This is a genomic window from Halorubellus sp. JP-L1 (genome assembly GCF_011440375.1).
In the GTDB taxonomy this organism is placed as follows: Archaea; Halobacteriota; Halobacteria; order Halobacteriales; family Natrialbaceae; genus Halorubellus.
In genome coordinates, this window is record NZ_JAAOIR010000005.1 from 158,189 (window position 1) to 181,284 (window position 23,096).

19 protein-coding genes are annotated in these 23,096 nt (G+C 67.5%); 9 read left to right on the forward strand and 10 right to left on the reverse strand.

Translation table 11 applies throughout. The annotated features are described in order from the left end of the window. Positions 1-169 precede the first annotated feature (169 nt). Positions 170-4,051, forward strand: coding sequence for a PAS domain S-box protein (locus G9C85_RS17785; RefSeq protein ID WP_166042464.1), 3,882 nt, complete (start codon positions 170-172; stop codon positions 4,049-4,051). Positions 4,052-4,100: 49 nt separating this feature from the next. On the opposite strand, the gene G9C85_RS17790 is transcribed toward G9C85_RS17785, so the two are convergent. Then, the gene (locus tag G9C85_RS17790) at positions 4,101-5,519 is read right to left on the reverse strand and encodes an MATE family efflux transporter (RefSeq protein ID WP_166042466.1); all 1,419 of its coding nucleotides are present in this window, start codon (positions 5,517-5,519) and stop codon (positions 4,101-4,103) included. A gap of 177 nt (positions 5,520-5,696) precedes the next feature. Here G9C85_RS17790 and lipA point away from each other — a divergent pair, with 177 nt between their 5' ends. Continuing rightward, positions 5,697-6,641, forward strand: a complete 945-nt coding sequence (gene lipA, locus G9C85_RS17795; protein WP_166042467.1) for a lipoyl synthase — start codon at positions 5,697-5,699, stop codon at positions 6,639-6,641. 83 nt (positions 6,642-6,724) lie between these two features. On the opposite strand, the gene G9C85_RS19150 is transcribed toward lipA, so the two are convergent. Next, entirely contained in the window at positions 6,725-8,662 is a 1,938-nt protein-coding gene (locus tag G9C85_RS19150) for a histidine kinase N-terminal 7TM domain-containing protein (RefSeq protein ID WP_166042469.1), read from the reverse strand. Between the two features lie 393 nt (positions 8,663-9,055). Here G9C85_RS19150 and pdhA point away from each other — a divergent pair, with 393 nt between their 5' ends. The 3 genes from pdhA to G9C85_RS17815 are packed head-to-tail and all read left to right on the forward strand — an operon-like array spanning position 9,056 to position 12,783. Beyond that, complete coding sequence (gene pdhA, locus G9C85_RS17805) at positions 9,056-10,165, forward strand: pyruvate dehydrogenase (acetyl-transferring) E1 component subunit alpha (RefSeq protein WP_166042470.1); 1,110 nt, start codon at positions 9,056-9,058, stop codon at positions 10,163-10,165. A 1-nt stretch (position 10,166) separates the two neighbouring features. Continuing rightward, positions 10,167-11,174, forward strand: a complete 1,008-nt coding sequence (locus G9C85_RS17810) for an alpha-ketoacid dehydrogenase subunit beta (protein ID WP_166042472.1) — start codon at positions 10,167-10,169, stop codon at positions 11,172-11,174. A gap of 1 nt (position 11,175) precedes the next feature. Next, complete coding sequence (locus G9C85_RS17815) at positions 11,176-12,783, forward strand: 2-oxo acid dehydrogenase subunit E2 (RefSeq protein WP_166042474.1); 1,608 nt, start codon at positions 11,176-11,178, stop codon at positions 12,781-12,783. A 133-nt stretch (positions 12,784-12,916) separates the two neighbouring features. Here G9C85_RS17815 and G9C85_RS17820 read toward each other — a convergent pair whose 3' ends face one another. Continuing rightward, entirely contained in the window at positions 12,917-13,444 is a 528-nt protein-coding gene (locus G9C85_RS17820) for an RDD family protein (protein WP_166042476.1), read from the reverse strand. A 150-nt stretch (positions 13,445-13,594) separates the two neighbouring features. Between G9C85_RS17820 and lpdA the strand changes: the two genes are divergently transcribed. Together lpdA and G9C85_RS17830 are read left to right on the forward strand one after the other, a co-directional pair. Continuing rightward, positions 13,595-15,064: a dihydrolipoyl dehydrogenase gene (gene lpdA / locus G9C85_RS17825; protein WP_166042477.1), complete on the forward strand. Its 1,470-nt coding sequence runs from the start codon at positions 13,595-13,597 to the stop codon at positions 15,062-15,064. A 125-nt stretch (positions 15,065-15,189) separates the two neighbouring features. Beyond that, a complete protein-coding gene (locus G9C85_RS17830) occupies positions 15,190-17,085 on the forward strand; it encodes a cation:proton antiporter (protein WP_166042479.1) in 1,896 nt (631 codons plus the stop codon). Positions 17,086-17,119: 34 nt separating this feature from the next. Here G9C85_RS17830 and G9C85_RS17835 read toward each other — a convergent pair whose 3' ends face one another. After that, the gene (locus G9C85_RS17835) at positions 17,120-17,458 is read right to left on the reverse strand and encodes a cupin domain-containing protein (RefSeq protein WP_166042481.1); all 339 of its coding nucleotides are present in this window, start codon (positions 17,456-17,458) and stop codon (positions 17,120-17,122) included. A gap of 93 nt (positions 17,459-17,551) precedes the next feature. Next, positions 17,552-17,848 carry a hypothetical protein gene (locus G9C85_RS17840; protein WP_166042482.1) on the reverse strand — a complete coding sequence of 99 codons (297 nt, stop codon included), beginning with the start codon at positions 17,846-17,848 and terminating at the stop codon, positions 17,552-17,554. A gap of 143 nt (positions 17,849-17,991) precedes the next feature. Between G9C85_RS17840 and pheA the strand changes: the two genes are divergently transcribed. Both pheA and G9C85_RS17850 read left to right on the forward strand, forming a co-directional pair. Then, on the forward strand, positions 17,992-18,843 hold the full coding sequence (pheA, locus tag G9C85_RS17845) for a prephenate dehydratase (RefSeq protein WP_166042484.1): 852 nt from the start codon (positions 17,992-17,994) through the stop codon (positions 18,841-18,843). A gap of 134 nt (positions 18,844-18,977) precedes the next feature. Next, positions 18,978-19,391 carry an Hsp20/alpha crystallin family protein gene (locus G9C85_RS17850; RefSeq protein WP_166042486.1) on the forward strand — a complete coding sequence of 138 codons (414 nt, stop codon included), beginning with the start codon at positions 18,978-18,980 and terminating at the stop codon, positions 19,389-19,391. Positions 19,392-19,571: 180 nt separating this feature from the next. Here the strand turns inward: G9C85_RS17850 and G9C85_RS17855 are convergent, their stop codons facing one another. The 5 genes from G9C85_RS17855 to G9C85_RS17875 form a co-directional block, all read right to left on the reverse strand. After that, positions 19,572-20,597, reverse strand: a complete 1,026-nt coding sequence (locus G9C85_RS17855; protein WP_166042488.1) for a DUF4352 domain-containing protein — start codon at positions 20,595-20,597, stop codon at positions 19,572-19,574. 228 nt (positions 20,598-20,825) lie between these two features. Then, positions 20,826-21,281: a hypothetical protein gene (locus G9C85_RS17860; protein ID WP_205254401.1), complete on the reverse strand. Its 456-nt coding sequence runs from the start codon at positions 21,279-21,281 to the stop codon at positions 20,826-20,828. Positions 21,282-21,416: 135 nt separating this feature from the next. Next, positions 21,417-22,031 (reverse strand): NUDIX domain-containing protein, encoded by a 615-nt coding sequence (locus tag G9C85_RS17865; RefSeq protein WP_166042491.1) that lies wholly within the window; start codon positions 22,029-22,031, stop codon positions 21,417-21,419. A gap of 91 nt (positions 22,032-22,122) precedes the next feature. Continuing rightward, a complete protein-coding gene (locus tag G9C85_RS17870) occupies positions 22,123-22,743 on the reverse strand; it encodes a hypothetical protein (protein ID WP_166042493.1) in 621 nt (206 codons plus the stop codon). 35 nt (positions 22,744-22,778) lie between these two features. After that, entirely contained in the window at positions 22,779-23,069 is a 291-nt protein-coding gene (locus tag G9C85_RS17875; RefSeq protein WP_166042495.1) for a hypothetical protein, read from the reverse strand. Positions 23,070-23,096: the final 27 nt, after the last annotated feature.

A 23,096-nucleotide genomic window follows, 5' to 3' on the forward strand; every position in this document is an offset into this window, starting at 1 on the left:
TAACGTTACACTCGTACTAATTAGGTGGGTCCAGTCGAAAACCGCGTCGTTGCGTCTCAAGTTTCGAATGATCGTTACGGGTTACGTACCACGTCGGACCCACTCGATTCCACACCGCGACCCTCCATCGACGGAGGGTTGATATTGGCTGGCCGTGTTCTGGACCGGCATGGAAACGACATCGCTGTCGGAGAGCCTCCGGGAGACCCTCGCACGCTTCGATGCGGGCGGCGCGCCGCGGACGACGCCGGAGGTGGCCGAAGACCTCGACCTCGGCCGACGGAGCACGTACGAACGCCTCGAGCGCCTCGCCGAGCGCGACCTGCTCGAGACCAAGAAGGTCGGCGCCAACGCGCGAGTGTGGTGGCAGCCGGTGGGGGCCAGTGCGAGCGACCGAGCGGGGCCGGAGTCGGGAACCACGCAGGACGACGCGGGTCGCGACGACGGGTCGACCCGGGAGACCGACGCCGCCGAGTTCCAGGCGCTCGTGGACGCCGTCGAGGAGTACGCCATCTTCATGCTGGACGTCGACGGTCGCGTCCGGACCTGGAACCCCGGTGCCCGGTCGATCAAGGGGTACGAGGTGGTCGACGTCGTCGGCGAGCACTTCTCGACGTTCTACACCGAGGCGGACGTCGACGAGGGCGTCCCGGAGGCGAACCTCGAGGCGGCCGCCACCGAGGGCGAGACGGAGGACGAGGGCTGGCGCGTCCGGGCCGACGGCACGCGATTCTGGGCGAACGTCACCATCACCGCGATCCGCGACGACGAGGGCGACCTCCAGGGGTTCGCGAAGGTCACCCGCGACATGACCGAACGCCACCGACACGAGGAGGAGCTACACCAGCAGCGGGACTTCACCCAGGAAATTCTCGAGACGGCTCCGGTCGGCGTCCTCGTCGTCGAACCGGACGGGACGTTCGAGCCGATGAACAAACGAGCGAACGAACTCCTCGGCATCGACGAGGGCGGCCCGTACAACGTCGGTCACGTCCGCGTCTACGACGAGAACGGGGCGCTACTCCTACCCGAGGAGCGGCCGTACGTCCACGCCTTCGAGACGGGCGAACCGGTTCGGGACGTACACCTGAGCGTTCCACTGCCCGAGGGCGGGCAGCGCTGGCTCTCCGCCAACGTCGAACCGTTGACGGTCGAGGACGGGAGCGTCGAGGAGGTCCTCGTCACCATCGAGGACGTGACCCAGCTCAAGGAGCAGACCGAGCGTCTCGAACGCCACCGCGACGACCTCGCGAGCGAACTCGACGAGGTGTTCGAGCGCATCGACGACGGGTTCTACGCGGTCGACGAGGCGTTCCGGTTCACGTACGTCAACGAACGCGCCGAGGAGTTGCTCCAGCACGACGAGGCGGAGCTCCTGGGCCGGAGCGTCTGGAGCGTGTTCCCCGACGCGACGGAGACCCCCGCGTACGACGCGTTCCACACCGCCCTGGAGACCCAGGAACCGACCAGCTACGACGTCCACTTCGACGTCCTCGACTTCTGGGTCGAGGCCCACGTCTACCCCTCGGAGAACGGCCTGTCGGTGTACTTCCGGGACGTCACCGACCAGCGGGAACGCGAGAACGAACTCGAACTGTACGAGACCATCTTCTCGGAGGCCCGCGACGGCATCTACGTGCTCGACGACAGATTCTGCTTCTCCCGGGTCAACGACGCGTACGTGGAGATGACGGGCTACGACCGCGAGGAGCTCCTGGGCGCCCACAGCTCGCTCGTCGTCGACGAGGATGTCGTCCAGGACTCCGCGAGGTCGCTCCAGGAGGTCTTCCGGGGCGAGCGAGACAGCGCCACCCTGGAGGCGGACATCCAGCGGGCCGACGGCGGGACGCTCCGCGCCGAGAGCAAGTTCACCGGGATGCCGAACGGGGACGGGGACGGCCACCGGAAGCTCGGTTTCGTCCGGGACGTCAGCGAGCGAGTGGCACGGGAGCGCGAACTCGAGGAGTCCCGTCGGCGCTACGAGACGATCGTCGACCACTTCCCGAATGGTGCCGTCGCGCTCGTGGACGAGAACCTCGACTACGTCACGGTCGGCGGCACGCCCCCGGGCGAGGGGAGCCTTGACCGAGACGAGCTACAGGGCGGTCACGTCGCGGACGTCCTGCCAGCGGAGCTCGCGGACCTCCTCGACCCGGCCTACGAGCGGGCCTTCGACGGCGAGTCGTCCCAGTTCGAGGCTACCATCGACGGGAGCGACTACCAGTTCCACGTCGTCCCGATCCGGGACGACGACGGCGTCGTGTTCTCCGCCATGGGAATGTCTCAAGACGTCACTGAGCGCAAGGCGTACGAGCGCGAACTCGAGGTCCGGATGCAACAGCAGCGCGCGACCGCGGACCTCGGCCAGGAGGCCATCGAGTCGAACGACCTCGACGACCTCTTCGAGCAGGCGGCGACCGTGGTCGCGGACGTGCTCGGCAACGATTACTGCAAGGTGCTCGACCTGGACGCGGACGCCGAGGAACTGCTGCTCCGGCAGGGCGTGGGCTGGCAGGACGGTGTCGTGGGCGCGGCGTCGGTCTCGGCGACAGAGGACGACTCGCAGGCGTCGTACACGCTGAGCATCGACGAACCGGTCGTCGTCGAGGACCTGGAGACGGAGACGCGATTCAGCGGCACGGACCTCCTGACGGACCACGACGTCAGTAGCGGGATCAGCGTCATCGTCGGAACGCGGGACGACCCGTGGGGGATCCTCGGCACGCACGACACCGACACGAAGCAGTTCACGCCCCACGACGTGGACTTCGTCCAGGCCGTCGCGAACATCCTCGCGACCGCCATCGAGCGCGACCGCCAGGAGCGCGCGCTCGCCCAGCAACGCGAGCAGCTCCAGGCGCTGAACAGCCTCAACGAGGTCGTCCAGGGCATCACGGACGCCGTCATCGACCAGTCCACGCGCGAGGAGATCGAGGCGACCGTCGTCGAGGGGCTGGCCGCCGTCGACTCGTTCTCGTTCGCGTGGATCGGCGACGCCGACAGCGCGACCCGAGAGGTGACCCCGCGGGCGCAGGCCGACGCCGGGGACTACCTCGAGGGGTTCACCATCTCCGTCGACCCCGACGACGACCTGAGCAGGGGCCCGACCGCACAGGCGCTGCTCACCGGCGAGATGCAGGTCACCCAGGACGTCGCAGTGGACGACAGCCACGACCCGTGGCGCGAGCACGTCGACGCCTACGAGTTCCGGTCCTCGGCGGCGATACCGATCGTCCACGAGGAGACGACCTACGGCGTCCTGAACGTCTACGCCGACCGCCCCTTCGCCTTCGAGGACGCGGAACGGCGGGTCCTCGACCAGCTCGGGGAGGTCGTCGGCCACGCCATCGCCGCGGTCGACCGCAAGCGCGCGCTGATGAGCGACGAGGTCGTCGAACTCGAGTTCCGCATCGCGGACTTCTTCGGCGCGTTCGACATCGAGGACGCGGCCGACGGCCGGATCACACTCGACGAAGTGGTGCCCACGAGCGACGGAAACTACCTCGTCTACGGGACCGCAGCCGAGGAGGCACGGCCGCTGATCGATCGTCTCGTCGACGCGATCCCGCATTGGACGAGCGTCACGGACCGCGGCCAGTGGGGCGACACCTGCCGGTTCGAACTCCAGTTGACCGACTCGCCGGTGCTCTGGGCCATCGCCTCGAGCGGCGGGTACGTGGACGAGGCCGTCGTCGAGGACGGCGACTACCACATGACCATCCACCTGCCGCCGACCGTCGACACTCGCTCGGTCGCGGACACCGTCATGGACGCGTATCCAACCGCCGACCTCGTCGCCCAGCGCCAGCGCTCGCGGACCGCCGAGTCCGCAGGCCGACTGGAGCGTATGCTCGTCGAGGAGCTCACCGAGCGCCAGCGGGCCGCGCTCGAGTCGGCGTACCGGTCCGGCTTCTTCGAGTGGCCCCGGGAGAGCGACGGCCAGACCGTCGCCGAGTCGCTGGGCGTCTCACCGCCGACGTTCCACCAGCACCTCCGGAAGGCCGAACGGAAGGTGTTCGACGCGCTGTTGTCGGAGTCCGCCGCGACCTGACCGGCCGCGACCAAGCTCTCGGGGGACCGACCGCCAGTCCGCGGGTTCGTCACCCGCTGACGCTGTCTGCCGCGGTCTCGGCGGCGCGGTCGAGCATGCCGTGACTCGTCTGGTACCGGTAGTACGCCGCCAGGCCGAGCGCGACTGCGACGTTCGAGAGCGTCACCGCCCAGAAGACGGCGATGGCGCCGCCGCCGAGGAGGACGCCGCCGACGACCGCGATCGGGAGGCGGACGCCCCAGTTCTGGGCGAGGCTCGCGACGAGGCTCGTTCGCGTCCGCCGCGCCGCGTTGAACCCGCCCTGGAGGAGGTAGGAGGCGCCGATCGCCCAGTAGCCGACCGCGAGGATCTGGAGGTACGCGACCGTGAACCGCAAGGCGTCCCCGGAGACGCCGGGGATGAACAGTTTCGCGAGGAGTTCGGGCACGAACCACTGGACGACGCCGACGCCGCCGAGGCCGACGACCGCGATCGCGACCCCGACCCACGTCGTCTCCTTCGCTCGCGAGGGGTTGCCGGCGCCGAGGTTCTGGCCGACGACGCTCTGGGCGGCCTGCTGGAGGCCGCTCGCGGGAATCCACGCGATCGCGGAGACGCGCACGCCGATGGTGTACGCCGCCATCGCCGCGCCGCCGCCGGCGTAGAAGACGAGCGCGACCATCGCGACCTTCACGCCGTCCTTCGACACGCGCTGTACGGAGTTCGGGTAGCCGACGTCGACGAGTTCGCGCCACGCGCCCGCGTCGAACGCGAGGTCTTCGCGGGAGAGCGTGAACGTGTCCCGGAGGCCGAGGGCGAACGCGACGACGAGCGCCATCCCGGCTGCGTACCCGATCGCGGTCGCGAGCGCCGCGCCCTGCACGCCGTAGGCGGGGACGCCGATGGCGTCCCACCCGAAGATGAGGACGGGGTCGAGCGCGAGGTTCACCGCGACCGCGACGACGTTCACGTACAGCGCGGCGCGGGAGTCGCCCCAGCCGACGAACGCGCCCTCGAGCGTGTCCGAGATCGCGATGAACGGCACCGCGAGCGCGTACGTGACGAGGTAGATGCTCGCCATGGTCGCGATGCCGTCGGTCGGGTTCAGGAACGAGACGGCGGTCTCGACGAGCCACGGCCCGGCGAGCACGACGACGGCGAGGACGGGGACGGCGACCGCGAGTGCGAGCGCGACGCCGTTCGCGGCGACCGTGCGCGCGCCGGCGTCGTCGTCCGCGCCGACGCGCTGGCTGACGACGACCTGCGTGCCGACGAACGGCATCACGATGACGGCGAGCATCACGCTCGTCAGCGGGTAGACGAACCCGACCGCGGCGACGGCGGTCTCGCCGACGCGACCGAGGAAGAGCGCGTCGACCAGCAACTGGGCGAACTGGACGACGTTCTGGAGGACTAGCGGCGTCGCGAGGAGGAGGAGCGAGCGCGGGATCGACCCGTCCGTGATCTCCTCGCGGGAGACGTCGAGCATTGCCTTTGGCAATGTCGCGCACAGGACGCACTAAATTCTATCGGAAATAGCGGCTGGCTCTTGACATGGCCGGGTCGTACTCGACACGCGGACCCGTCGCGCTGGCCTCACCGCGTGCACTCGGTCGGCCGCGATCGAACCCCACGCTTTAACCCAATCCGCGCCGCAGTTCCGGGCATGAGTCGCTCGCGGAAGCCCGACTGGCTCAAGATGCGGCCGCCGTCGGGCCGTGAGTTCACGGACATCAAGCGGACCCTCCGAGAGCACGACCTGAACACGGTCTGCGAGGAGGCGAACTGCCCGAACCTCGGGGAGTGCTGGAGCGGCCGGAACGGGTCCGGAGAGGGCGGCACCGCGACGTTCATGCTGATGGGCCATCGCTGCTCGCGCACCTGCAACTTCTGCGACGTCGAGACCGGCGGGATGGAGCCGCTGGACCCCGACGAGCCCGCGAACGTCGCCGACGCCATCGCCGAGATCGGCCTGGACTACGTCGTCCTCACTTCGGTCGACCGGGACGACCTCCCCGACCAGGGCGCCGCGCACTTCGCGGAGACCATCCGCGAGATCAAGCGCCGCCACCCCGGCATCCTCGTGGAGGTCCTCACGCCGGACTTCCAGGGCGACCCCGACCTCGTCCGGAAGATCATCGACGCCGAGCCGGACGTGTTCGCGCACAACGTCGAGACCGTTTCCCGCCTCCAGCATCCCGTCCGCGACCGACGCGCGGGCTACGAGCAGTCCCTGTCGGTCCTCGAGCAAGTGAACCGCGAGTCAGACATCTACACGAAGACGAGCCTGATGCTCGGCGTCGGCGAGTACCACCACGAGATCTACCAGACGCTGAAGGACCTCCGCGAGATCGACCTGGACGTCGTCACGCTCGGCCAGTACCTCCAGCCCAGCAGGACGCACCTGGACGTCGAGCAGTACGTGACGCCCGACGAGTTCGACACGTGGCGGCGCGTCGCCGAGGACGAACTCGACTTCCTCTACTGTGCGAGCGGTCCGATGGTGCGCTCGTCGTACAAGGCCGGCGAGCTGTTCGTCGACGCGGTGCTTCGGGACGGCAAATCGGTCGAGGAAGCCAGGGAGCAGGCGCGTCGAGTCGCCTCGGACTGATTCTCGCACGGCGAGCGTCGGTCGTTCGATTGCACCGGTCGTGCGGTCGCATCGGCCGTGGCTCGCGTCGGTCCGTCGTCGCGTCACTGCGTTCGCGGGAGGTCGACGACGAACGCGGTGCCGCCGAGGTCGTCGGCGTCCGCGATGGTGACGTCGCCGCCGAACTGATCGACGAGGTTGTCGACGAGGTAGAGGCCGAGGCCGGTGCCGTCGGACGCGAGCCCCTTCTCGCCGCGACCGAAGATTCGAGCGCGCTGGGTCTCTGGGATGCCGGGGCCGTCGTCGGCGACGCGGACGCGGACGCGGTCTGCGGTGACGGTCGCGGTGACGTCGACCGTTGGATGCTCGTCGTCGTTGTGTTGGACGGCGTTGTTGACGAGGTTCGTGAACACGGACCCGAGGGTCTCGTTCGCGTCGACGAACACGGGTTCGTCGAACGTCGGCGGATGAATGGTGGCGTGCGCGAACCGCGCCTGGGCCTTCGAGACGGCTTCCTCGAGGGCGGTGTCGAGCCGGATCCGCTTGAGTTCGAGGTCCTCGTCGATGACGAGCGCCTCCGCGATGTCGCGTGCGACGAGCGTCAGGTCCTCGATGTGGCGGTTCGCGGCGAGCACGGTCTCCAGGTGCTCGCGGGCGGGGTCGTCGTCGTCGAGTTCGTCCGCGAGCTGTTCGCCCCAGCCGAGCGCGATCGCGACGTCGTTCTGGATGTCGTGCCGGAGCAGGCGGTTCAGGACGGTGAGCTGGTCGTACTGCTCGCGGATGCGGCGCTCGAGCGAGACGCGGTCGGTGACGTCGTAGAGCAAGAACAGTCGGCCGCGCTGTCGGCCACGGGCGTCCGTCACCGATCGGATGCGCGCCTCGAACCGCTCGTCGGTCGCGGGTACCGCGCCGCCGTCCGTCGTCGGTTCCGGGCCGTCGTCCGGAGCGGTATCGGCATCGGCGGCGTCGGCGGCGTCGGCGGTGTCGGCGGCGGTAACGTCGGTGTCGTCGTCGGCGGTAGCGTCGGTGTCGGCGGCGGTAGCGTCGGTGTCGTCGTCGGCCGCGACGGCGTCGGGCGTTTCGGGTTCGTCGACGACTGCGATGACGTCGCCGTCCGCGACGTCCGCGAGCGCTTCGTCGAACGTCGCGCGGACTGCCCGTGCCGCCGACGCACCCACGAGCCCGTCCCTCGTGGGGGCGACGAGGAGGCTCGTGGCGGCCGTGTTCGCCTGCACGATCCGGTCCTGTGGGTCGACGACGAACACGGCCTCGGGGAGCTGGTCGATGAGCGACTGCGGGTCGACGGGGACGACCGCGAGGAGGTCGCGGCGGTAGAGCGCGAACGCGACCGCGAACCACGTGACGGCGAACGTCGGCGGCACGAGGTCGATCGGATAGTTCGGGACGAGGAGGACGTTCGCGGCCCCCGCGACCATCGGGACGACGACCGCGAGACACAGCAGGCGACCCTGCCGCCTGTACATCCCGGTCGAGCGCAGCCAGAGCACGAGGAACTGGCTGGCGGCGAGCGCCGCAAGTGCGAGCGCGTACGCGGTGTCCACGTAGAACCAGGGGCCGGCGTCGTACGCAAGCGCCGTGCGGCCGACGGTCGACCAGCCGACGACCGGGAGCGTCGCCTGCCAGGGGACGGCGGTGAGGTCGCCGAAGTAGAGTCCGACACCGGCGACGGGTTCCGCGAGGACGAGCGCGACCGTGACCGTCGGGACGACCGCGAGCGCGGCGATGAACCGCCGCGTCACGTACCGGTTCGCGCCCGTGTACTCGAGCGAGAACACGAGCACTGCGGGGCCGATCAGTTCGAACGGAACGGTCTGTGCGACGAAGAACGCGTACTTGACGTCCGTGGTCGTGGCGAGGAGTTCCGCGACGTCGAAGGCGGTGTATCCCGCCGCGCCGACGAGGGCGACTGCGAGCGCGGTCGCACCCGGCTTGTCGGGGTGGGTTCGCCTGAGGGCGACGGTGACCCAACACAACCCGACGATGACGGGTGCGAGCAGTGCGGCGTAGAGACCGACCAGCACGATACCGTCGTTGCGTCGCGGCGAGGAATAACGGTTCTGGCATCTCCGTCGCCGACCGGCCCGCTCGTGGCGCGCGCGAGCGTTCGGTCGAGCCGCGACGTCACGTGTGGAATGCCAACGTGTATCGTCCTCTCTGGCGGTGATTTTCGGCGTCTTACGCGCCGGTAGGCGTCCACTGCTCCCGCCCGTTCGTCCAGAATCTCGGTAGAAAACCGTGAGGAACGTTCGATGCGTTCGATACCACGGAAGAAAACTGAAAGGTTACAGTTATCGGCGGTATTCTCGGACGTTCAATGCGAGGGCGTGGCAAGAATACACTTGATAGTAACGTTTTTACGAAAATCATATAACGCGAGCAAGAGACGTATCACTCATGCGAAGGTGCGTTTTCCCGTGAGCACGCTAGAACGAAACCCTCGAGACCGCGTACAGGTACTCGACGACAGCGGTCGAGTGCTCGACGACGCGGAGGTGCCGGACCTCTCCGACGACGAGCTCCTCGAGATGTACGAGCAGATGAAGCTCGCGCGGCACTTCGACCAGCGTGCCGTCTCCCTCCAGCGACAGGGACGCATGGGAACGTACCCACCCCTGTCCGGCCAGGAGGGCGCGCAGGTCGCGAGCGCGCACGCACTCGATCAGGACGACTGGATGTTCCCCAGTTACCGCGAGCACGGCGCCGCACTCGTCCGCGGGTTCGGCCTGAAGCGCACGCTCCTGTACTGGATGGGCCACGAACGCGGGAACGCCATCCCCGAGGACGTCAACCTGTTCACGGTCGCGGTGCCCATCGCGACCCAGATCCCGCACGCCACCGGCGCGGCGTGGGCGTCGCGCCTGAAGGGCGAAGAGAATGCGTTCCTCTGTTACTTCGGCGACGGCGCCACCTCGGAGGGCGACTTCCACGAGGGCCTGAACTTCGCGGGCGTGTTCGACGCGCCGGCGGTGTTCTTCTGCAACAACAACCAGTGGGCGATCTCGGTGCCCCGCGAGAAGCAGACGGCGAGCGAGACGCTCGCCCAGAAGGCCCAGGCGTACGGGTTCGAGGGCGTGCAGGTCGACGGCATGGACCCGCTGGCGGTGTACAAGGTCACGAAGGAGGCCGTCGAGAAGGCGAAAGCGCCCGGGGAGGACGAGCTCCGGCCGACGCTCATCGAGGCGGTCCAGTACCGGTTCGGTGCGCACACGACCGCGGACGACCCCTCCGTCTACCGGGACGACGACGAGGTCGAACGCTGGAAGCAGAAGGACCCGATCCCGCGGATGGAGACGTTCCTCCGCGAACGCGGAACGCTCGACGACGACCTCGAAGAAGAGATTACCGCGCGCGTCGAGGACGACGTCGCCGAAGCGATTGCCGCGGCCGAAGAGGTCGAGCGTCCAGAGCCCGTAGAGATGTTCAACCACGTGTACGCCGACATGCCCGAGCGACTCCACGAGCAACTGGAGTGGTTCAACGAGGTGCGCGAGGAGTTCGGCGACGACGCCCTACTGGAGGACTAACATGAGCAAGCAAGCACAACAAGCTGACACGGAGAACCTGACCCTCGTGCAGGCGGTGCGGGACGGCCTGCAGAGCGAGATGCGCAACGACGACGACGTCCTCGTGATGGGCGAGGACGTCGGGAAGAACGGTGGCGTGTTCCGCGCGACCGACGGCCTCTACGAGGAGTTCGGCGAGGACCGCGTCATCGACACGCCGCTGGCCGAGGCCGGCATCATCGGGACCGCGATCGGGATGGCGGCGTACGGTCTGAAGCCGGTCCCCGAGATCCAGTTCCTCGGGTTCATCTATCCGGCGTTCGACCAGATCGTGAGTCACGCCGCGCGCCTCCGCACGCGCTCTCGCGGTCGGTTCGAGTGCCCGATGGTCATCCGCGCGCCGTACGGCGGCGGCATCCGTGCGCCCGAGCATCACTCCGAGTCGACGGAGGCGATGTTCGCGCACCAGCCCGGCCTCAAAGTCCAGATTCCCTCGACGCCGTACGACGCGAAGGGGATGCTCATCGCGGCGATCCGCGACCCGGACCCGGTCGTGTTCCTCGAGCCGAAGCTCATCTACCGCGCGTTCCGCGAGGAAGTCCCCGACGACGACTACGAGGTCCCGCTGGGCGAGGCCGCGGTCCGCCGCGAGGGCTCGGACATCTCGGTATTCACGTGGGGTGCGATGACGCGCCCGACGATGGAGGCCGCCGAAGAGCTCGCGGAGGAGGACGGCATCGACGCGGAGGTCGTCGACCTGCGGTCGATGTCGCCGCTTCCCAAGGACGCGATCGTCGAGTCGTTCAAGAAGACGGGTCGTGCGGCGGTCGTCCACGAGGCCCCGAAGTCTGGTGGTCTCGGCGGCGAGATCGCGACGATCATCCAGGAGGAGGCCTTGATGTACCAGGAGGCGCCCGTCGAGCGCATCACGGGCTTCGACACGCCGTTCCCGCTGTACGCGCTCGAGGACTACTACCTCCCGGAGCCGGCTCGCATCAAGAAGGGCATCCGCGACGCGGTGGACTTCTAACATGCCACAGGAATTCAAACTCCCGGACGTCGGCGAAGGCGTCGCCGAGGGCGAACTCGTCGAGTGGCTCGTCGAGCCCGGCGACACCGTCTCCGAGGACCAAGCTGTGGCGAAGGTCGAGACTGACAAGGCGCTCGTCGACGTCCCCTCGCCGTACAACGGGACCGTGAAGGAACTGCTCGCCGAGGAGGGCGAGATGGTGCCCGTCGGCGACGTCATCATGGTGTACAACGTCGAGGGCGAGGACGACCTCGAGGACACGTCCTCGAGCGCGGACGCCGATGCCGGCTCGCAGGACGCGACCGCGGAGCCGCCGGACGGCGGCGAGGCGGCGGCCGGCGAGACTGGAGCAGTCGATTCCGACGACGCCGAGGAAGTGTCGACGTCGGAGGGGCGCGTGTTCGCGCCGCCGAGCGCGCGCAAGCTCGCTCGCGAACTCGGCGTCGACATCGGCGCGGTCGAGGGCACGGGCCCGAGCGGTCGCGTGACGGACGCGGACGTCCAGGCGCACGCCGAGAGCGGCGACGACGCTCCCGAGGGCGGCGAGCCCGCGAGCGCCGAGGCCGACCAGAGCGCGGACGAGGTCGCGAGCGCCGGCGATGCCGGGTCGGCCGGTGGAAGCGCGCAGGCAGCGTCCACGCAGACGACGCAGTCCGCGCCGTCGCCGAGCGGCGTCGAGGCCGCTGGTCGCGAGAAGACGCTCGCGGCGCCGGCGACGCGGAAGCTCGCCGAGGAGGAGGGCGTCGACATCGACGACGTCCCGACCGACGAGACCCGCGACGGCGAGGCGTTCGTCACGCCCGAAGCCGTCACGGAGTATTCGCAGGCGACCCAGGAGGCCCAGGCGGCCGACGCCGGCGCGATGGCAGCCGGCGAGTCGATGGGTGCGGAGGGCCAGCGCGAGACCCGTGAGCCGTACAAGGGCGTGCGGAAGACGATCGGGGACGCGATGGCGAACTCGAAGTACACCGCGCCCCACGTCACGCACCACGACGAGGTCGACGTCACCGCGCTCGTCGAGACCCGCGACCGCCTCAAGGGCGAGGCCGAGGAGCGCGGCATCCGCCTGACGTACATGCCGTTCGTGATGAAGGCCTGCGTCGCCGCGCTCAAGGAACACCCCCAGCTGAACGTCTCGCTCGACGAGGCGAACGAGGAGATCGTCAAGAAGCACTACTACAACATCGGCGTCGCGACGGCCACGGACGCCGGTCTGATGGTGCCGGTCGTCGACGACGTCGACCACAAGGGCCTGCTCCAGCTCTCCTCGGAGATGAACGAGAAGGTCCAGAAGGCCCGCGATCGCACGATCGGCGTCGAGGAGATGCGCGGCGGGACGTTCACGATCACGAACGTCGGCGGGATCGGCGGCGAGTACGCCACGCCGATCATCAACCACCCCGAGAGCGCGATCCTCGCGCTCGGCGAGATCAAGAAGAAGCCGCGCGTGGTGACGGACGAGAACGGCGAGGACTCGATCGAGCCGCGGCACGTCCTCACGCTCTCGCTGTCGATCGACCACCGCATCATCGACGGCGCCGACGCCGCGCACTTCACGAACGAGGTCAAGAAGTACCTCCAGAACCCCGAACTGCTCCTTCTGGAGTAGTCGCACCGAGCTTTTTGCGTTCGCTCTCCTCTCGCGGCCTCGCCGTCGTCTGCCCGTGCTCTCGTTTCAGACAGCCGCGGAGCTGCGACGCTCGTCTCCCCCGCAGCCGGAAGAAGCCGGCGCGGGCGCCGGGTCAGAACTGCGTGGACTGGTCGGCGTCCGACCCCCAACTGGTGTCCGTTGAGTGTTCGGGCTCGGCACCGCTCGCCTTCTCGACGACGATTGTACTCGCGAGCACGTCGAAGATCCGCTGGGTCTTGTCGCTCAACGCCATGGTGAGGAGTGCGGCGAAGACGCTGAAGATGCCGAGGTTGAAGACCGCCGGGATGTTCCGGACGATCGTCTGCCCGAAGCTCGCCGCGTCCCCGGACTCGTCGACGACCTTGATGCCCATCAGGCGCTTGCCGACGGTCTGGCCGTCCCAGTAGTACTCGAGGCCGGCGTTGTAGAAGAACATCGCGGCGAACGCGACCAGGAGGCCGAAGAGCCCGATGCCGCTGGCGACGCTCTCGCTCGCCTCGGCCGCGGCGCCGGCGACCCCTGTGAGACCGATGAGGAGGCCGAACGCGAGGACGACCTGGATGATTCCGTCCACGATCTGTGCCACGATTCGCTCCCCGAAGACGTCAACGTTCAGACGTGCTTCCTGACTGGTTGCCATCGTTTCAATATCATAACTGTTCGATATAATTATTTCGTTCCGGCACAGAAACGGTCGCGGGGCGCTCCTGCTCCTGCTGGACCGACGACCGCGAGGGCTCGCAGTGCCGATTCCTGCGGGTTTTTATGGCTGCTCGCGGAGTGTATCAGTATGGTCGTCGGAGACGTCACAACTGGCACGGACCTCCTCGTAATCGGCGCGGGCCCCGGCGGATACGTCGCCGCCATCCGCGCAGGACAGCTCGGTCTCGACGTCACGCTCGTCGAGAAGGACGAATACGGTGGCGCGTGCCTGAACCGCGGGTGCATCCCGTCGAAGGCACTCATCACGGCGACGAGTCTCAAGCACGACGCCGCGAACGCCGAAGAGATGGGTATCCACGCGAACCCCGCCGTGGACATGACCCAGATGATGTCCTGGAAGGACGACGTCGTGGACAACCTCACGGGCGGCGTCGAGAAGCTCTGCAAGGCCAACGGCGTGAACCTCATCGAGGGCACCGCCGAGTTCTCCGGTGAGAACTCAGTTCGCATCGTTCACGGCGGCGAAGGCCAGGGGAGCGAGAGCCTGGACTTCGAGCACTGCATCGTCGCCACGGGCTCTCGCCCCATCCAGATTCCGGGGTTCGAGTTCGACGGCGAGCACGTCCTCTCCAGCCAGCACGCGCTCAGTCTGGACTCGGTCCCGGACGAGCTCGTCGTCGTCGGCGCGGGCTACATCGGGATGGAGCTCGCGACGGTGTACGCGAAACTCGGCACGGACGTCACGGTCGTCGAGATGCTCGACGACGTCCTGCCGCCGTACGAGGACGACGTCAGTCGGGTCGTCAAGAGCCACGCGAAGGACCTGGGCGTGGAGTTCCACTTCGGGTACTCCGCGAGCGACTGGGAGGAGACCGCCGACGGCGGCGTCCGCGTCACCGCCGCGCCTGCCGCAGCGGACGGCGGCCAGACTGCGGAGGCGGAAGCGGAGGACGAGACCTCGGACCTGGAACTGGAGGCTGACAAGGTCCTCGTCGCGGTCGGCCGGCAGCCCGTCACGGACACGCTGAACCTCGAAGCGACGGGTCTGGAGCCGAACGAGCGCGGGTTCCTGGAGACGGACGATCGCTGTCGCACGGACGTCGAGCACATCATGGCGGTCGGCGACGTCGCCGGCGAGCCGATGCTCGCGCACAAGGGTAGCAAGGAGGGCCAGATCGCGGCGGAGGTCGTCGCGGGCGAACCCTCCGCAGTGGACTACCAGGCGATGCCCGCCGCGGTGTTCACGGAACCCGAGATCGGGACCGTCGGCCTCACGCAGGACGAGGCCGAGGAGGAGGGCTTTGAGCCGGTCGTCGGCAAGTTCCCGTTCCAGGCGAGCGGCCGTGCGCTCACCACGGCCGAGACCGACGGATTCGTGCGCATCGTCGCCGACGAACCCAGTGGATTCATTCTGGGCGCGCAGATCGTCGGCCCGGAGGCGAGCGAACTGATCGCGGAACTCGGACTCGCCATCGAGATGGGCGCGACCCTCGAGGACGTCGCGTCGACCGTGCACACGCACCCGACGCTCGCCGAAGCGGTGATGGAGGCCGCGGAGAACGCGCTCGGGCACGCCATCCACACGCTGAACCGCTAGACGCGGCCACGACGGTCGGACGTCCCGGTACGACGGACGCGGCGGTGGGGCCGTCACTCGCATGCTCCTCGCTTATTCTCGCGGCACTCCTAGGCTTGTCTCACCGAGGATGAGAGGGAGGACTCGTGGCGGCGACTGAACTGTTCGCAGCGATTGCGCTCGTCATCAGCGTCGCGATCGCCGCGGAGCTCCTCGGTGCGCGCTTCGCGGTCCCGAACTTCCTTTTCTTCACGATTGCGGGCGTCCTCATCGGCCCGCCGGTTCTGGGGCTCGTCCACCACGAGGTGTTCGGCGACGGGCTGGCGGTCGTCGTCGGCATGGGCGTGGCGATCATCATCTTCCACTCGGGGTCGAGCCTCAGCCTGGAAGCGATCCGGGACGCGCCGCGGATGGCGTACCTCCTCGCGACCGTCGGAACGATGGTGACGTTCCTCGGGACGGCGGCGATCACGTACGTCGCGATGGACGTTCCGACGGGCATCGCGCTCCTCATCGGCGCGCTCCTCGTCCCCACCGGGACGACCGTCATCGAGCCGCTGCTGGCGGTCGTGCCGCTCCCCGAGCGCCTCGAGTACACGCTGGAGTTGGAGGCGCTCGCCACCGAGGTGACGGCGGGCATTCTGGCGGTCGCGGTGTTCTACGCCGTGACGCTCACGCGGACCAACCCGGAGCAGTTCGCGTTCGTGTTCGGGTGGCATCTCCTCTCGGGCGTCCTCGTCGGCGCGGCGGTCGCGGCCGTGGTCTGGGTGCTGTTCAAGAAAGCCCGGCACGCTCCGGACCGGGCGCCCGTGCACGCCAGCCAGCTCTACCTCGCGACCGCCGTGGTGGCGTTCTCGGTCGCGGAGAACGTCGCACGTGAGGCGGGCGTCGCGGCGGTTGCGACCGCTGGACTGCTCTTGGGGAACGCCGACCTCCCCTACCAGGAGCGAATCTCGGAGTTCGAGGAGGAGTTCATGACGTTCGTCCTCGCGTTCACGTTCGTCGTGCTCGCGGCGTTCGTCGAACCGGAGTGGCTGCGGACGGTCGGGGTGAACGGCCTGCTCGTTGCGGTCGGCGTCGTCGTCCTCGTCCGTCCGACCGCAGTCTTCCTCGCGAGCCTCGGATCGGTGCTCCCCTGGCGGGAGCGACTGTTCCTCGGGAGCGTGAGTCCACGCGGCATCATCCCGGCAGGCCTGGCTGTGTTGTTCGCCGTCCAGCTACAGGGCGAGAACCCGGGCGCGGCGGCGAACATCACCGGGACCGTGCTGATGACGATCCTCGTCACGTCCCTGATCGAGGGGCTCTTCGCGCCGCGGATCGCCAGCCGGCTCGGGCTGTTCACGGATACCGTCGTGGTCGTCGGCGCCGGTCGGACCGGGCTGGCGCTGGCCGAGCGATACGAGAAACAGGACCTGCGCGTGCACGTCGTGGAAGCCGACCGCGAGCTCGTCGAGACCGCGAGAACCGCCGGATTCGAGGTATACGAGGGCGACGGCACGGACGGTGCCGCGCTCCGTCGAGCCGGCGTGACCCGGGCGCGCCGGGTCGTCGCCGCGACGGACGACGACGAGACCAACGTCGACGTCGCTCGTCTCGCCACGGAGGAGTTCGACGTCGATACGGTCCTCGCCCGTCTCAACCGCACGGATAACCGCTCGATGTACGAGGCGTCCGACGTCGAACTGCTCACGGGCTCGCAGCTCGAACTCTGGTCGCTCGACCAGGTCGTGGACCAGTCCGCGCCGGACTGGCTCGTCTCGCTGACGCGGACCGGTGGCGTCCGGACGGTCTCACTGACGCGTGCCGGCGTCGACACCGTCGCGGAACTGGATCGGCTGGCGGCCGAGCGGTCGTTCGTCGTGGCGCTCGCTCGAGACGCGGAGACGTGGATTCCGGCCGCGGACGACGCCGTGAACCTCGGCGACCGGGTGACGGTCCTCGGGCGCTCCAGCGCCGTCGAGGAGACGACGGCGCGCCTCACGCACGACGTCGACGACGACCGCTTCGACGCGAACGCCGCGTTCGACGACTCTGCGTCGTGAGGCCGAGTCTGGATGCGAGCGAGTCGGCCTGCGGTCAGTCCCGCCAGTCGGGGTCGTCTCGTGGCGGACTGAAGACGTCGAGGCCGACGGCGGGGACGTCGCCGCGGTTCCGGGCACCGTGGGGTTCGTCGCCGGGGATGACGAACGAGTCGCCGGCCTCGACCGTGACGGTCTCGCCGTCGACCTCGAAGTCGAGCGCGCCCGACAGCACGTAGCCGACCTGCTCGTGGGGGTGACTGTGTTCTGGAACGCTCGCGCCGGGGTCGATGTCGAAGTGCTGGACGTTCGCCTCGCTGCCGCCCGCGAGGAGCGTCAGGGACACGCCGTCGACCGCTTCGGTGCTCTCGACCGTGGATTCTGGGACGACCTCCATGCGTTCGCGTTCGGTCGCGCGCTCGTTAACCCTTCCCACGGGTCCGTGTCGGGTCTGGATGCGTTCAGTCGATCGCGGCGCTCTCGCGTCGGCTCAGGTGGCGAAGACGACGTCGGGGGCGACGAAGACGGCGACGACGAGCGCGAGGAGGACGCCGATGCCCGCGAGTCGGAGGACGGCAGCCAGGTACCGCGGGGATTCGGGGAGGAGTTCGGCGACGCCACTCGTACCCATACCGATCGCCAGCCCGAGCGTGAACGGAGTCCGATGCTGGTGAACTAGCGCATAGTACGCGTAGATCGCGACGAAGACGACCGCGCTAAGCACGGAGACGCGGGCGGCGTCCCAGCCGCGGGGTGGACCGACGAGCCGTTCCGGGTGGAACTCCATCGCTCCAGATGACACTTCCCAGACACAAATAGCGGTCGATAGGTCGAGGCAGCGGCCGGTCGCTGGTCGCCGGTCGTCGGCCGCTGGCGGCGAACGCTGTCGCCCCCGACGGTCTTTTCTCGCACCGGGCGGTATCGGGTCGTATGTCGACCGTTACGCTCGGGCCGTCGGGGACGTACTCGCATCGGGCTGCACGCGCCGTCAGCGACGGCGAGGTGTCGTTCCGCGAATCGGTGACGAGCATCGTGGAGGCCGTCGCGTCGGGCGCGGCCGACCGCGGCGTGGTCCCGATCGAGAACTCCATCGAGGGGTCGGTGACGGAGACGCTGGACGCGCTCGCCGAGTACGACGTCGCGGTCACACAGGAAGTGGTGACGCCGATCAAGCACGCGCTGCTCGCGCAGGGCGAGGGGTTCGACGTGGTGGCGAGTCACCCGCAGGCGCTCGCGCAGTGCCGCGAGTACCTCGACGAGCAGTACCCGGGCGTCGAGCGGGAGGCGGTCGCGTCGACCGCGGCGGGCGTGGAGCGCGCTCGCAACGACCCCGCGGTGGCCGCGATCGCGCATCCCGGCAATGCCGACGAAACCGACTCCAGCGAGAACGCGGCGGGGGAACCCGGGGCGGGGGCGCTGCGCGTACTCGCCGAGGACGTCCAGGACCGGACGTCGAACGCGACGCGGTTCTTCGTCATCGCACGCCCGGAGGCGCGCAGCGAGGCGGGCGGGAAGTCGACGTTCGTCGTCTACCCGAACGCGAACTACCCGGGACTCCTGCTCGAACTCCTGGAGCCGTTCGCGGACCGCGACGTCAACCTGACGCGCGTCGAGTCCCGGCCGAGCGGCGAGCGCCTCGGCGACTACTGCTTCCACGTCGACGTGGAGGCCGGCCTGTACGAGGACCGCACGCAGGCCGCGCTCGATGTCGTCCGCGACCTCTGCGAGAACGGCTGGGTGCGCGAACTCGGGTCGTACGACGTCCGCACCGTCGTCTCGTGAGGGCGCGAGCGACGGCGACGCGACCGCAGCCGTCGCCGTCGTCGCAGTCGCCGCCGTCCTCGCCGTCGACCCCACCCGAACCGGCATCTTGGCGGGGAGGTTTTATCACCGCCGACAGCGAAGTGTCCTCTGTCATGCGACGGAATCCCTTCGACGAACTGGAGGACATGTTCGACCGGATGAGCCGACAGCTTGACACGGGCGACCTCCCCGAGTTCCGGAGCGTTCCCGTGGACATGCAGGACCACGGCGACGAGTACACGGTCGTCGCCGACCTCCCCGGGTTCGGCGTCGAGGACATCGACCTGACGTTCGCCGACGGCGACCTCCGCATCGACGCCGCGCGCGAGGAGTCCTCGGAGGAGGCCGACGACGAGGCCGGCACGTACGTCCACCGCGAACGCAGCGAGTCCGTCAGCCGTACCGTCCGCGTCCCCGACCCAGTCGTCGAGGACGAGATCACCGCCAGCTACAACAACGGCACGCTCACGGTCACGCTCCCGAAGCAATCCGAGTCCGTCGAGGGCCACAACATCGACATCAACTAGCGTCGATACGATATCACAGAACGGCCCATCTAGTGTTCGCTTCGTCAGTGAGATACTGAATCAACCGGCAGGTGGCTGTTCGCACCTACTAAAACGCATCCTATTAGCCACCGATAGGGTTGATGGGGTCGTTCTGAATACCCATACAGATTGGATACGAAGTCGAAAGAACCCGTGGTGTTAGCGGATTTGCCAGAACGCTTTGCTCCCCTCTACCCAAATACTGAATTCGAACGTCCAGTAGAGTGGACTGACATCTTCTGGGACTTCGTAAGGAATTTTCCCGCGCCGTGATTCACCAGATGTCAATGGTTGACTTTCGTTGTAGCTTTTTTCGAGTTCAGATAATGCGCTGATACTCATTGAATGGAAGTTCCCTTGCCCATCTTTCATCCGCATTTGGAGTAGCGTGGAGAGCGACAGGTCTTCGCTGGTATTGTTCGTTATGGTGATGTCGAGAATAACGAACTCATGGCCTTCTTCGGCTTCGGTAAATGAAGAGAGGCTTGTCTCTGTTTCCACGCTGTTCACTTTGACTGCTACATCATCCTTAGAAACGGTATCTCCTATCGAATTCAGGGGGACACGAAGCGTTTGTTCAAGTGAGGCTGTGGTCTCAGCTTCTTTACTGAGATCGATTACGATCTGGTTGTATCGGAAGAAGCTGAAGCTAGAGAGGTCGAACTGCAACACCAGTTCGGAGGCATCGGTTGGAACTTCGTACACGATGTCGCCTCGACCGACTTCACCGGGGGCGAGTTCGCCTCCTTCGAATGCGTTTCCAGTGACGGCGACTGTTTGACTGTATGTATAACCTTCTGAATCTTTTAGTTGTGTCTGAAGGAATCCGCTGAATGTCGCGTATTTTGATTCCGTGGTGTTCTTTACAGCGAGCTTGACGATGACGAATTCATTCCCTTCATCAGCCTCCTGGAATTCGCCAATTTTGGTAGTTCTGGAGACGGATTCGACCACCATCGCCATTTGTTTACCTTCAACTAGCTGTCCAACAATTACTTCTCCCGAGGCGTCTTCCGGCGTCGTTTCTTCTGTGTCGTCGGACTGGGTCGTTTGAGTGGTTTGGTCATCGCTTCCATCCCCATCGTTCCCCCCGCCTGAATCGAGGGTATCATCTGTATTACTTACGCATCCAGCTACAGGAACCATGGCCATACCGGTCAGACCTAGGAAATTACGACGTTCCATGGTATGTCAGGGATACACAAAGAGTTAAGATTGCGGTATATTTGAATTTGCTTACTTACATTTTAAATATCTATTATCCAGGTCCTATTCCCAGTCCGCTATTGACTCCCGGTCGCTATCCAGTACGAGTTACCTGATAGCACCTAGGTGAGTTGTTGCTTGGGCGTTACCTGGGTCCGCTGTAGCTAACGATCCGATCTATAGCTATTTGTGGGTGTGAGAACCGTTCTATGACACATCAGCGTCGAACGCGTGATCGGCTGCGTCGTCGAGCGCGCGGCAGGTCGCGTCGACCGCGGCGTCGACGCCGGCCCGCCACTCTCTGGGCGGGTCGTTCCCGCGCTTCGGCGGCGTCACGGGCAGGTCCACGGCGCGATAGGTCACGCGTTCGTACGCGTCCGCGGCGAGCCGTCCGACGAACGCCGCGTTCTCCCGCTTCGTGCTCACGCCACCACTGGCGAGGTCGTAGTACGCGGAGAACACCTGGCAGACGACGACGCGGTCGTACGCGTCGAGGACGCCCGCGTCGAGGTTTCTGAGGAGTTTCACCGTGTTGTTCGCGGGGTCCGCGCGTCGAACCTCTAGCTCTACCACGACGAGCACGCGCTCGCCCGCCCGCTCCGTGAGGACGCCGACGACGTCGACGGGCGTCCCGCCGACGTCGTACTCCTCGTGCCACTCCAAGGCGCTTGCCCTACCGTCGAGTCGCTCTCGAACCGCGGTCTGGAGCGTTCGCGCGAACTCGCCCACGAGCTGGCGCTCGCCCCCGAGGCACTTGGCTCTCGTGGCTCCGGGTGGCAACGGTGCCGTCGCGGGCGGTCAGTCGAGGAACGCGTCGACGTCCCCGCGGTGGTTCTCGTGGACGTCGTCGGTGACGGCGTCGACCCACGCGAGCGCGTGCTCGCTCCCGTCGCCGTACAGCGGGTGGTCGAGGTCGTCGGCGAACGTCGGGTCCTCGCGATAGCCGGCCGGCGGGTCGACGAGCGACGCCTCGAAGAGGACGCTGTCCGCGTGGAACGACGCGTCCGCGTCGCCCCCGGAGCGGAACGCCGTCCGCTCGAACGCGACGGCGTCGTCGACGCGGACGTCGACGCCAGTGATGGTGGTCATGGCGCGCTCGGCGGCCGCGACCCAGTCCTCGCCAGCCTCGACGTTCCCGCCCGGCGGCGCGTACGGTGGTTCGCCCACGAGGAGGACCGCGCCGTCGTCGTTCGTGACGCCGACCTGGACGACGCCGTCGATGCGCTCGTAGCGCTCGCGGAGCGCGTCGAACTTCTCTGCGGGGAGGACGCGGTCGCGCTCGCTGCACGCGACGGTCTCGCGCTCGCGGAGATCGTCGGGGTCGGCGAGCGAGCCGATTTCGCTCGCCGTCGGGCTCGAGCCGGTCGATTTGGCGTCGGTTCGTCCGTCGGTGGTGTCGTCGTTTCGTGTCATCGGTCGTGTCGTGGATGTGTCTGCTCGGCGGTCGCGGTCGTTCGTCGCGATCGGCGGTCGCGGTCGTTCGTCGGGGCTGCGTCGCGGGGCGTCAGGCGATCTCGTCGTCGCGGTCGACGGCGTCGACGAGCCGCCGGGCGGTCCGGACCTTCCGGTCGCCGCGGTGGAGGGCGTTCTTCGCGGCGCTCGTCGACGGGAGGTCCATGCGGTCGCGGACCTGCTTCTGGGTCAGTCCACCGTCCCGGAGGACGTGCGCGCGCGCCTCCTGTCTGGACATGCCACCGGCTTCGAGATCGTATATCCGGGGGGTCCAGGTCGTGAGCGGGAGCATCCCGGCGGTCTCGGGGTCGAGCCCGCGCTCGACGCCGTGGGTCCGGTGGGCGTCGACGACGGCGTCCTGAAGGGTCGAGCGGGCCGCCTCGCGGTCCACGTCGTCTCCCATCGCCGTCGTGTGCTCGTCCCAGTCGAGCTGCATGAACGGCAGGCGGAACGTCGCGGTGTCGACCGCGAGCGTCAACCGCTCTGGGCCGCGGTCGACGACGGTGCGGTCCGGGCGGTACTCGGTCTCCGTGTTCTCCACGAGGTTGTCCAACCGCGGACTGGTAATCTCGTCGAACGCCTCGAGGAGCGCGTGCAGGCGGTCGGGGGGACAGTCGTGGTCGGCGGCCGCTCGTTCGACCGCTGCGTCGTCGAGGGGGTGTCGTCTCGCCATCGGCAGTTAGTCGAATGAGCTAACGTTACTTAAAGTTAGCCTAAATGGCTAACTCCGGTGGTCGTGGTCGAAGCGGCCGCTCCCTCTGCCGCGCCGATCGACGCAGGTGGCTGGCCGAACCCGACGTACACGCTCGGCGAGGGCGTCACTGCGTCGGTCCCAGCCCGGACGCCGATGGTGGCGTCGAACTCGCGCTCGAACTCGAGCGCCGCTATCAGTTCGTTCTTCGCGCCACTCCCGAGCACGCCATGCACAGGCCATCCCGAACTTTTCGACGGATAGACAGGTGCGTCTGTCATCCAGGTCGGCTTTTCGGAGTGGGTCACGTCGCGTCGAGCGTGAACCAACAGAGA

What these genes read in the sequence shown, in the direction of transcription:
- G9C85_RS17810 (WP_166042472.1), top strand. Translation starts at nt 10,167, where the DNA reads ATGAGCAAGCAAGCACAACAAGCTGACACGGAGAACCTGACCCTCGTG.
- lpdA (WP_166042477.1), top strand. Translation starts at nt 13,595, where the DNA reads ATGGTCGTCGGAGACGTCACAACTGGCACGGACCTCCTCGTAATCGGC.
- lipA (WP_166042467.1), top strand. Translation starts at nt 5,697, where the DNA reads ATGAGTCGCTCGCGGAAGCCCGACTGGCTCAAGATGCGGCCGCCGTCG.
- G9C85_RS17790 (WP_166042466.1), bottom strand. Translation starts at nt 5,519, where the DNA reads ATGCTCGACGTCTCCCGCGAGGAGATCACGGACGGGTCGATCCCGCGC.
- G9C85_RS17835 (WP_166042481.1), bottom strand. Translation starts at nt 17,458, where the DNA reads ATGGAGGTCGTCCCAGAATCCACGGTCGAGAGCACCGAAGCGGTCGAC.
- G9C85_RS17785 (WP_166042464.1), top strand. Translation starts at nt 170, where the DNA reads ATGGAAACGACATCGCTGTCGGAGAGCCTCCGGGAGACCCTCGCACGC.
- G9C85_RS17815 (WP_166042474.1), top strand. Translation starts at nt 11,176, where the DNA reads ATGCCACAGGAATTCAAACTCCCGGACGTCGGCGAAGGCGTCGCCGAG.
- G9C85_RS17870 (WP_166042493.1), bottom strand. Translation starts at nt 22,743, where the DNA reads ATGGCGAGACGACACCCCCTCGACGACGCAGCGGTCGAACGAGCGGCC.
- G9C85_RS17840 (WP_166042482.1), bottom strand. Translation starts at nt 17,848, where the DNA reads ATGGAGTTCCACCCGGAACGGCTCGTCGGTCCACCCCGCGGCTGGGAC.
- pheA (WP_166042484.1), top strand. Translation starts at nt 17,992, where the DNA reads ATGTCGACCGTTACGCTCGGGCCGTCGGGGACGTACTCGCATCGGGCT.
- G9C85_RS17855 (WP_166042488.1), bottom strand. Translation starts at nt 20,597, where the DNA reads ATGGAACGTCGTAATTTCCTAGGTCTGACCGGTATGGCCATGGTTCCT.
- G9C85_RS17820 (WP_166042476.1), bottom strand. Translation starts at nt 13,444, where the DNA reads ATGGCAACCAGTCAGGAAGCACGTCTGAACGTTGACGTCTTCGGGGAG.
- G9C85_RS17850 (WP_166042486.1), top strand. Translation starts at nt 18,978, where the DNA reads ATGCGACGGAATCCCTTCGACGAACTGGAGGACATGTTCGACCGGATG.
- G9C85_RS17865 (WP_166042491.1), bottom strand. Translation starts at nt 22,031, where the DNA reads ATGACACGAAACGACGACACCACCGACGGACGAACCGACGCCAAATCG.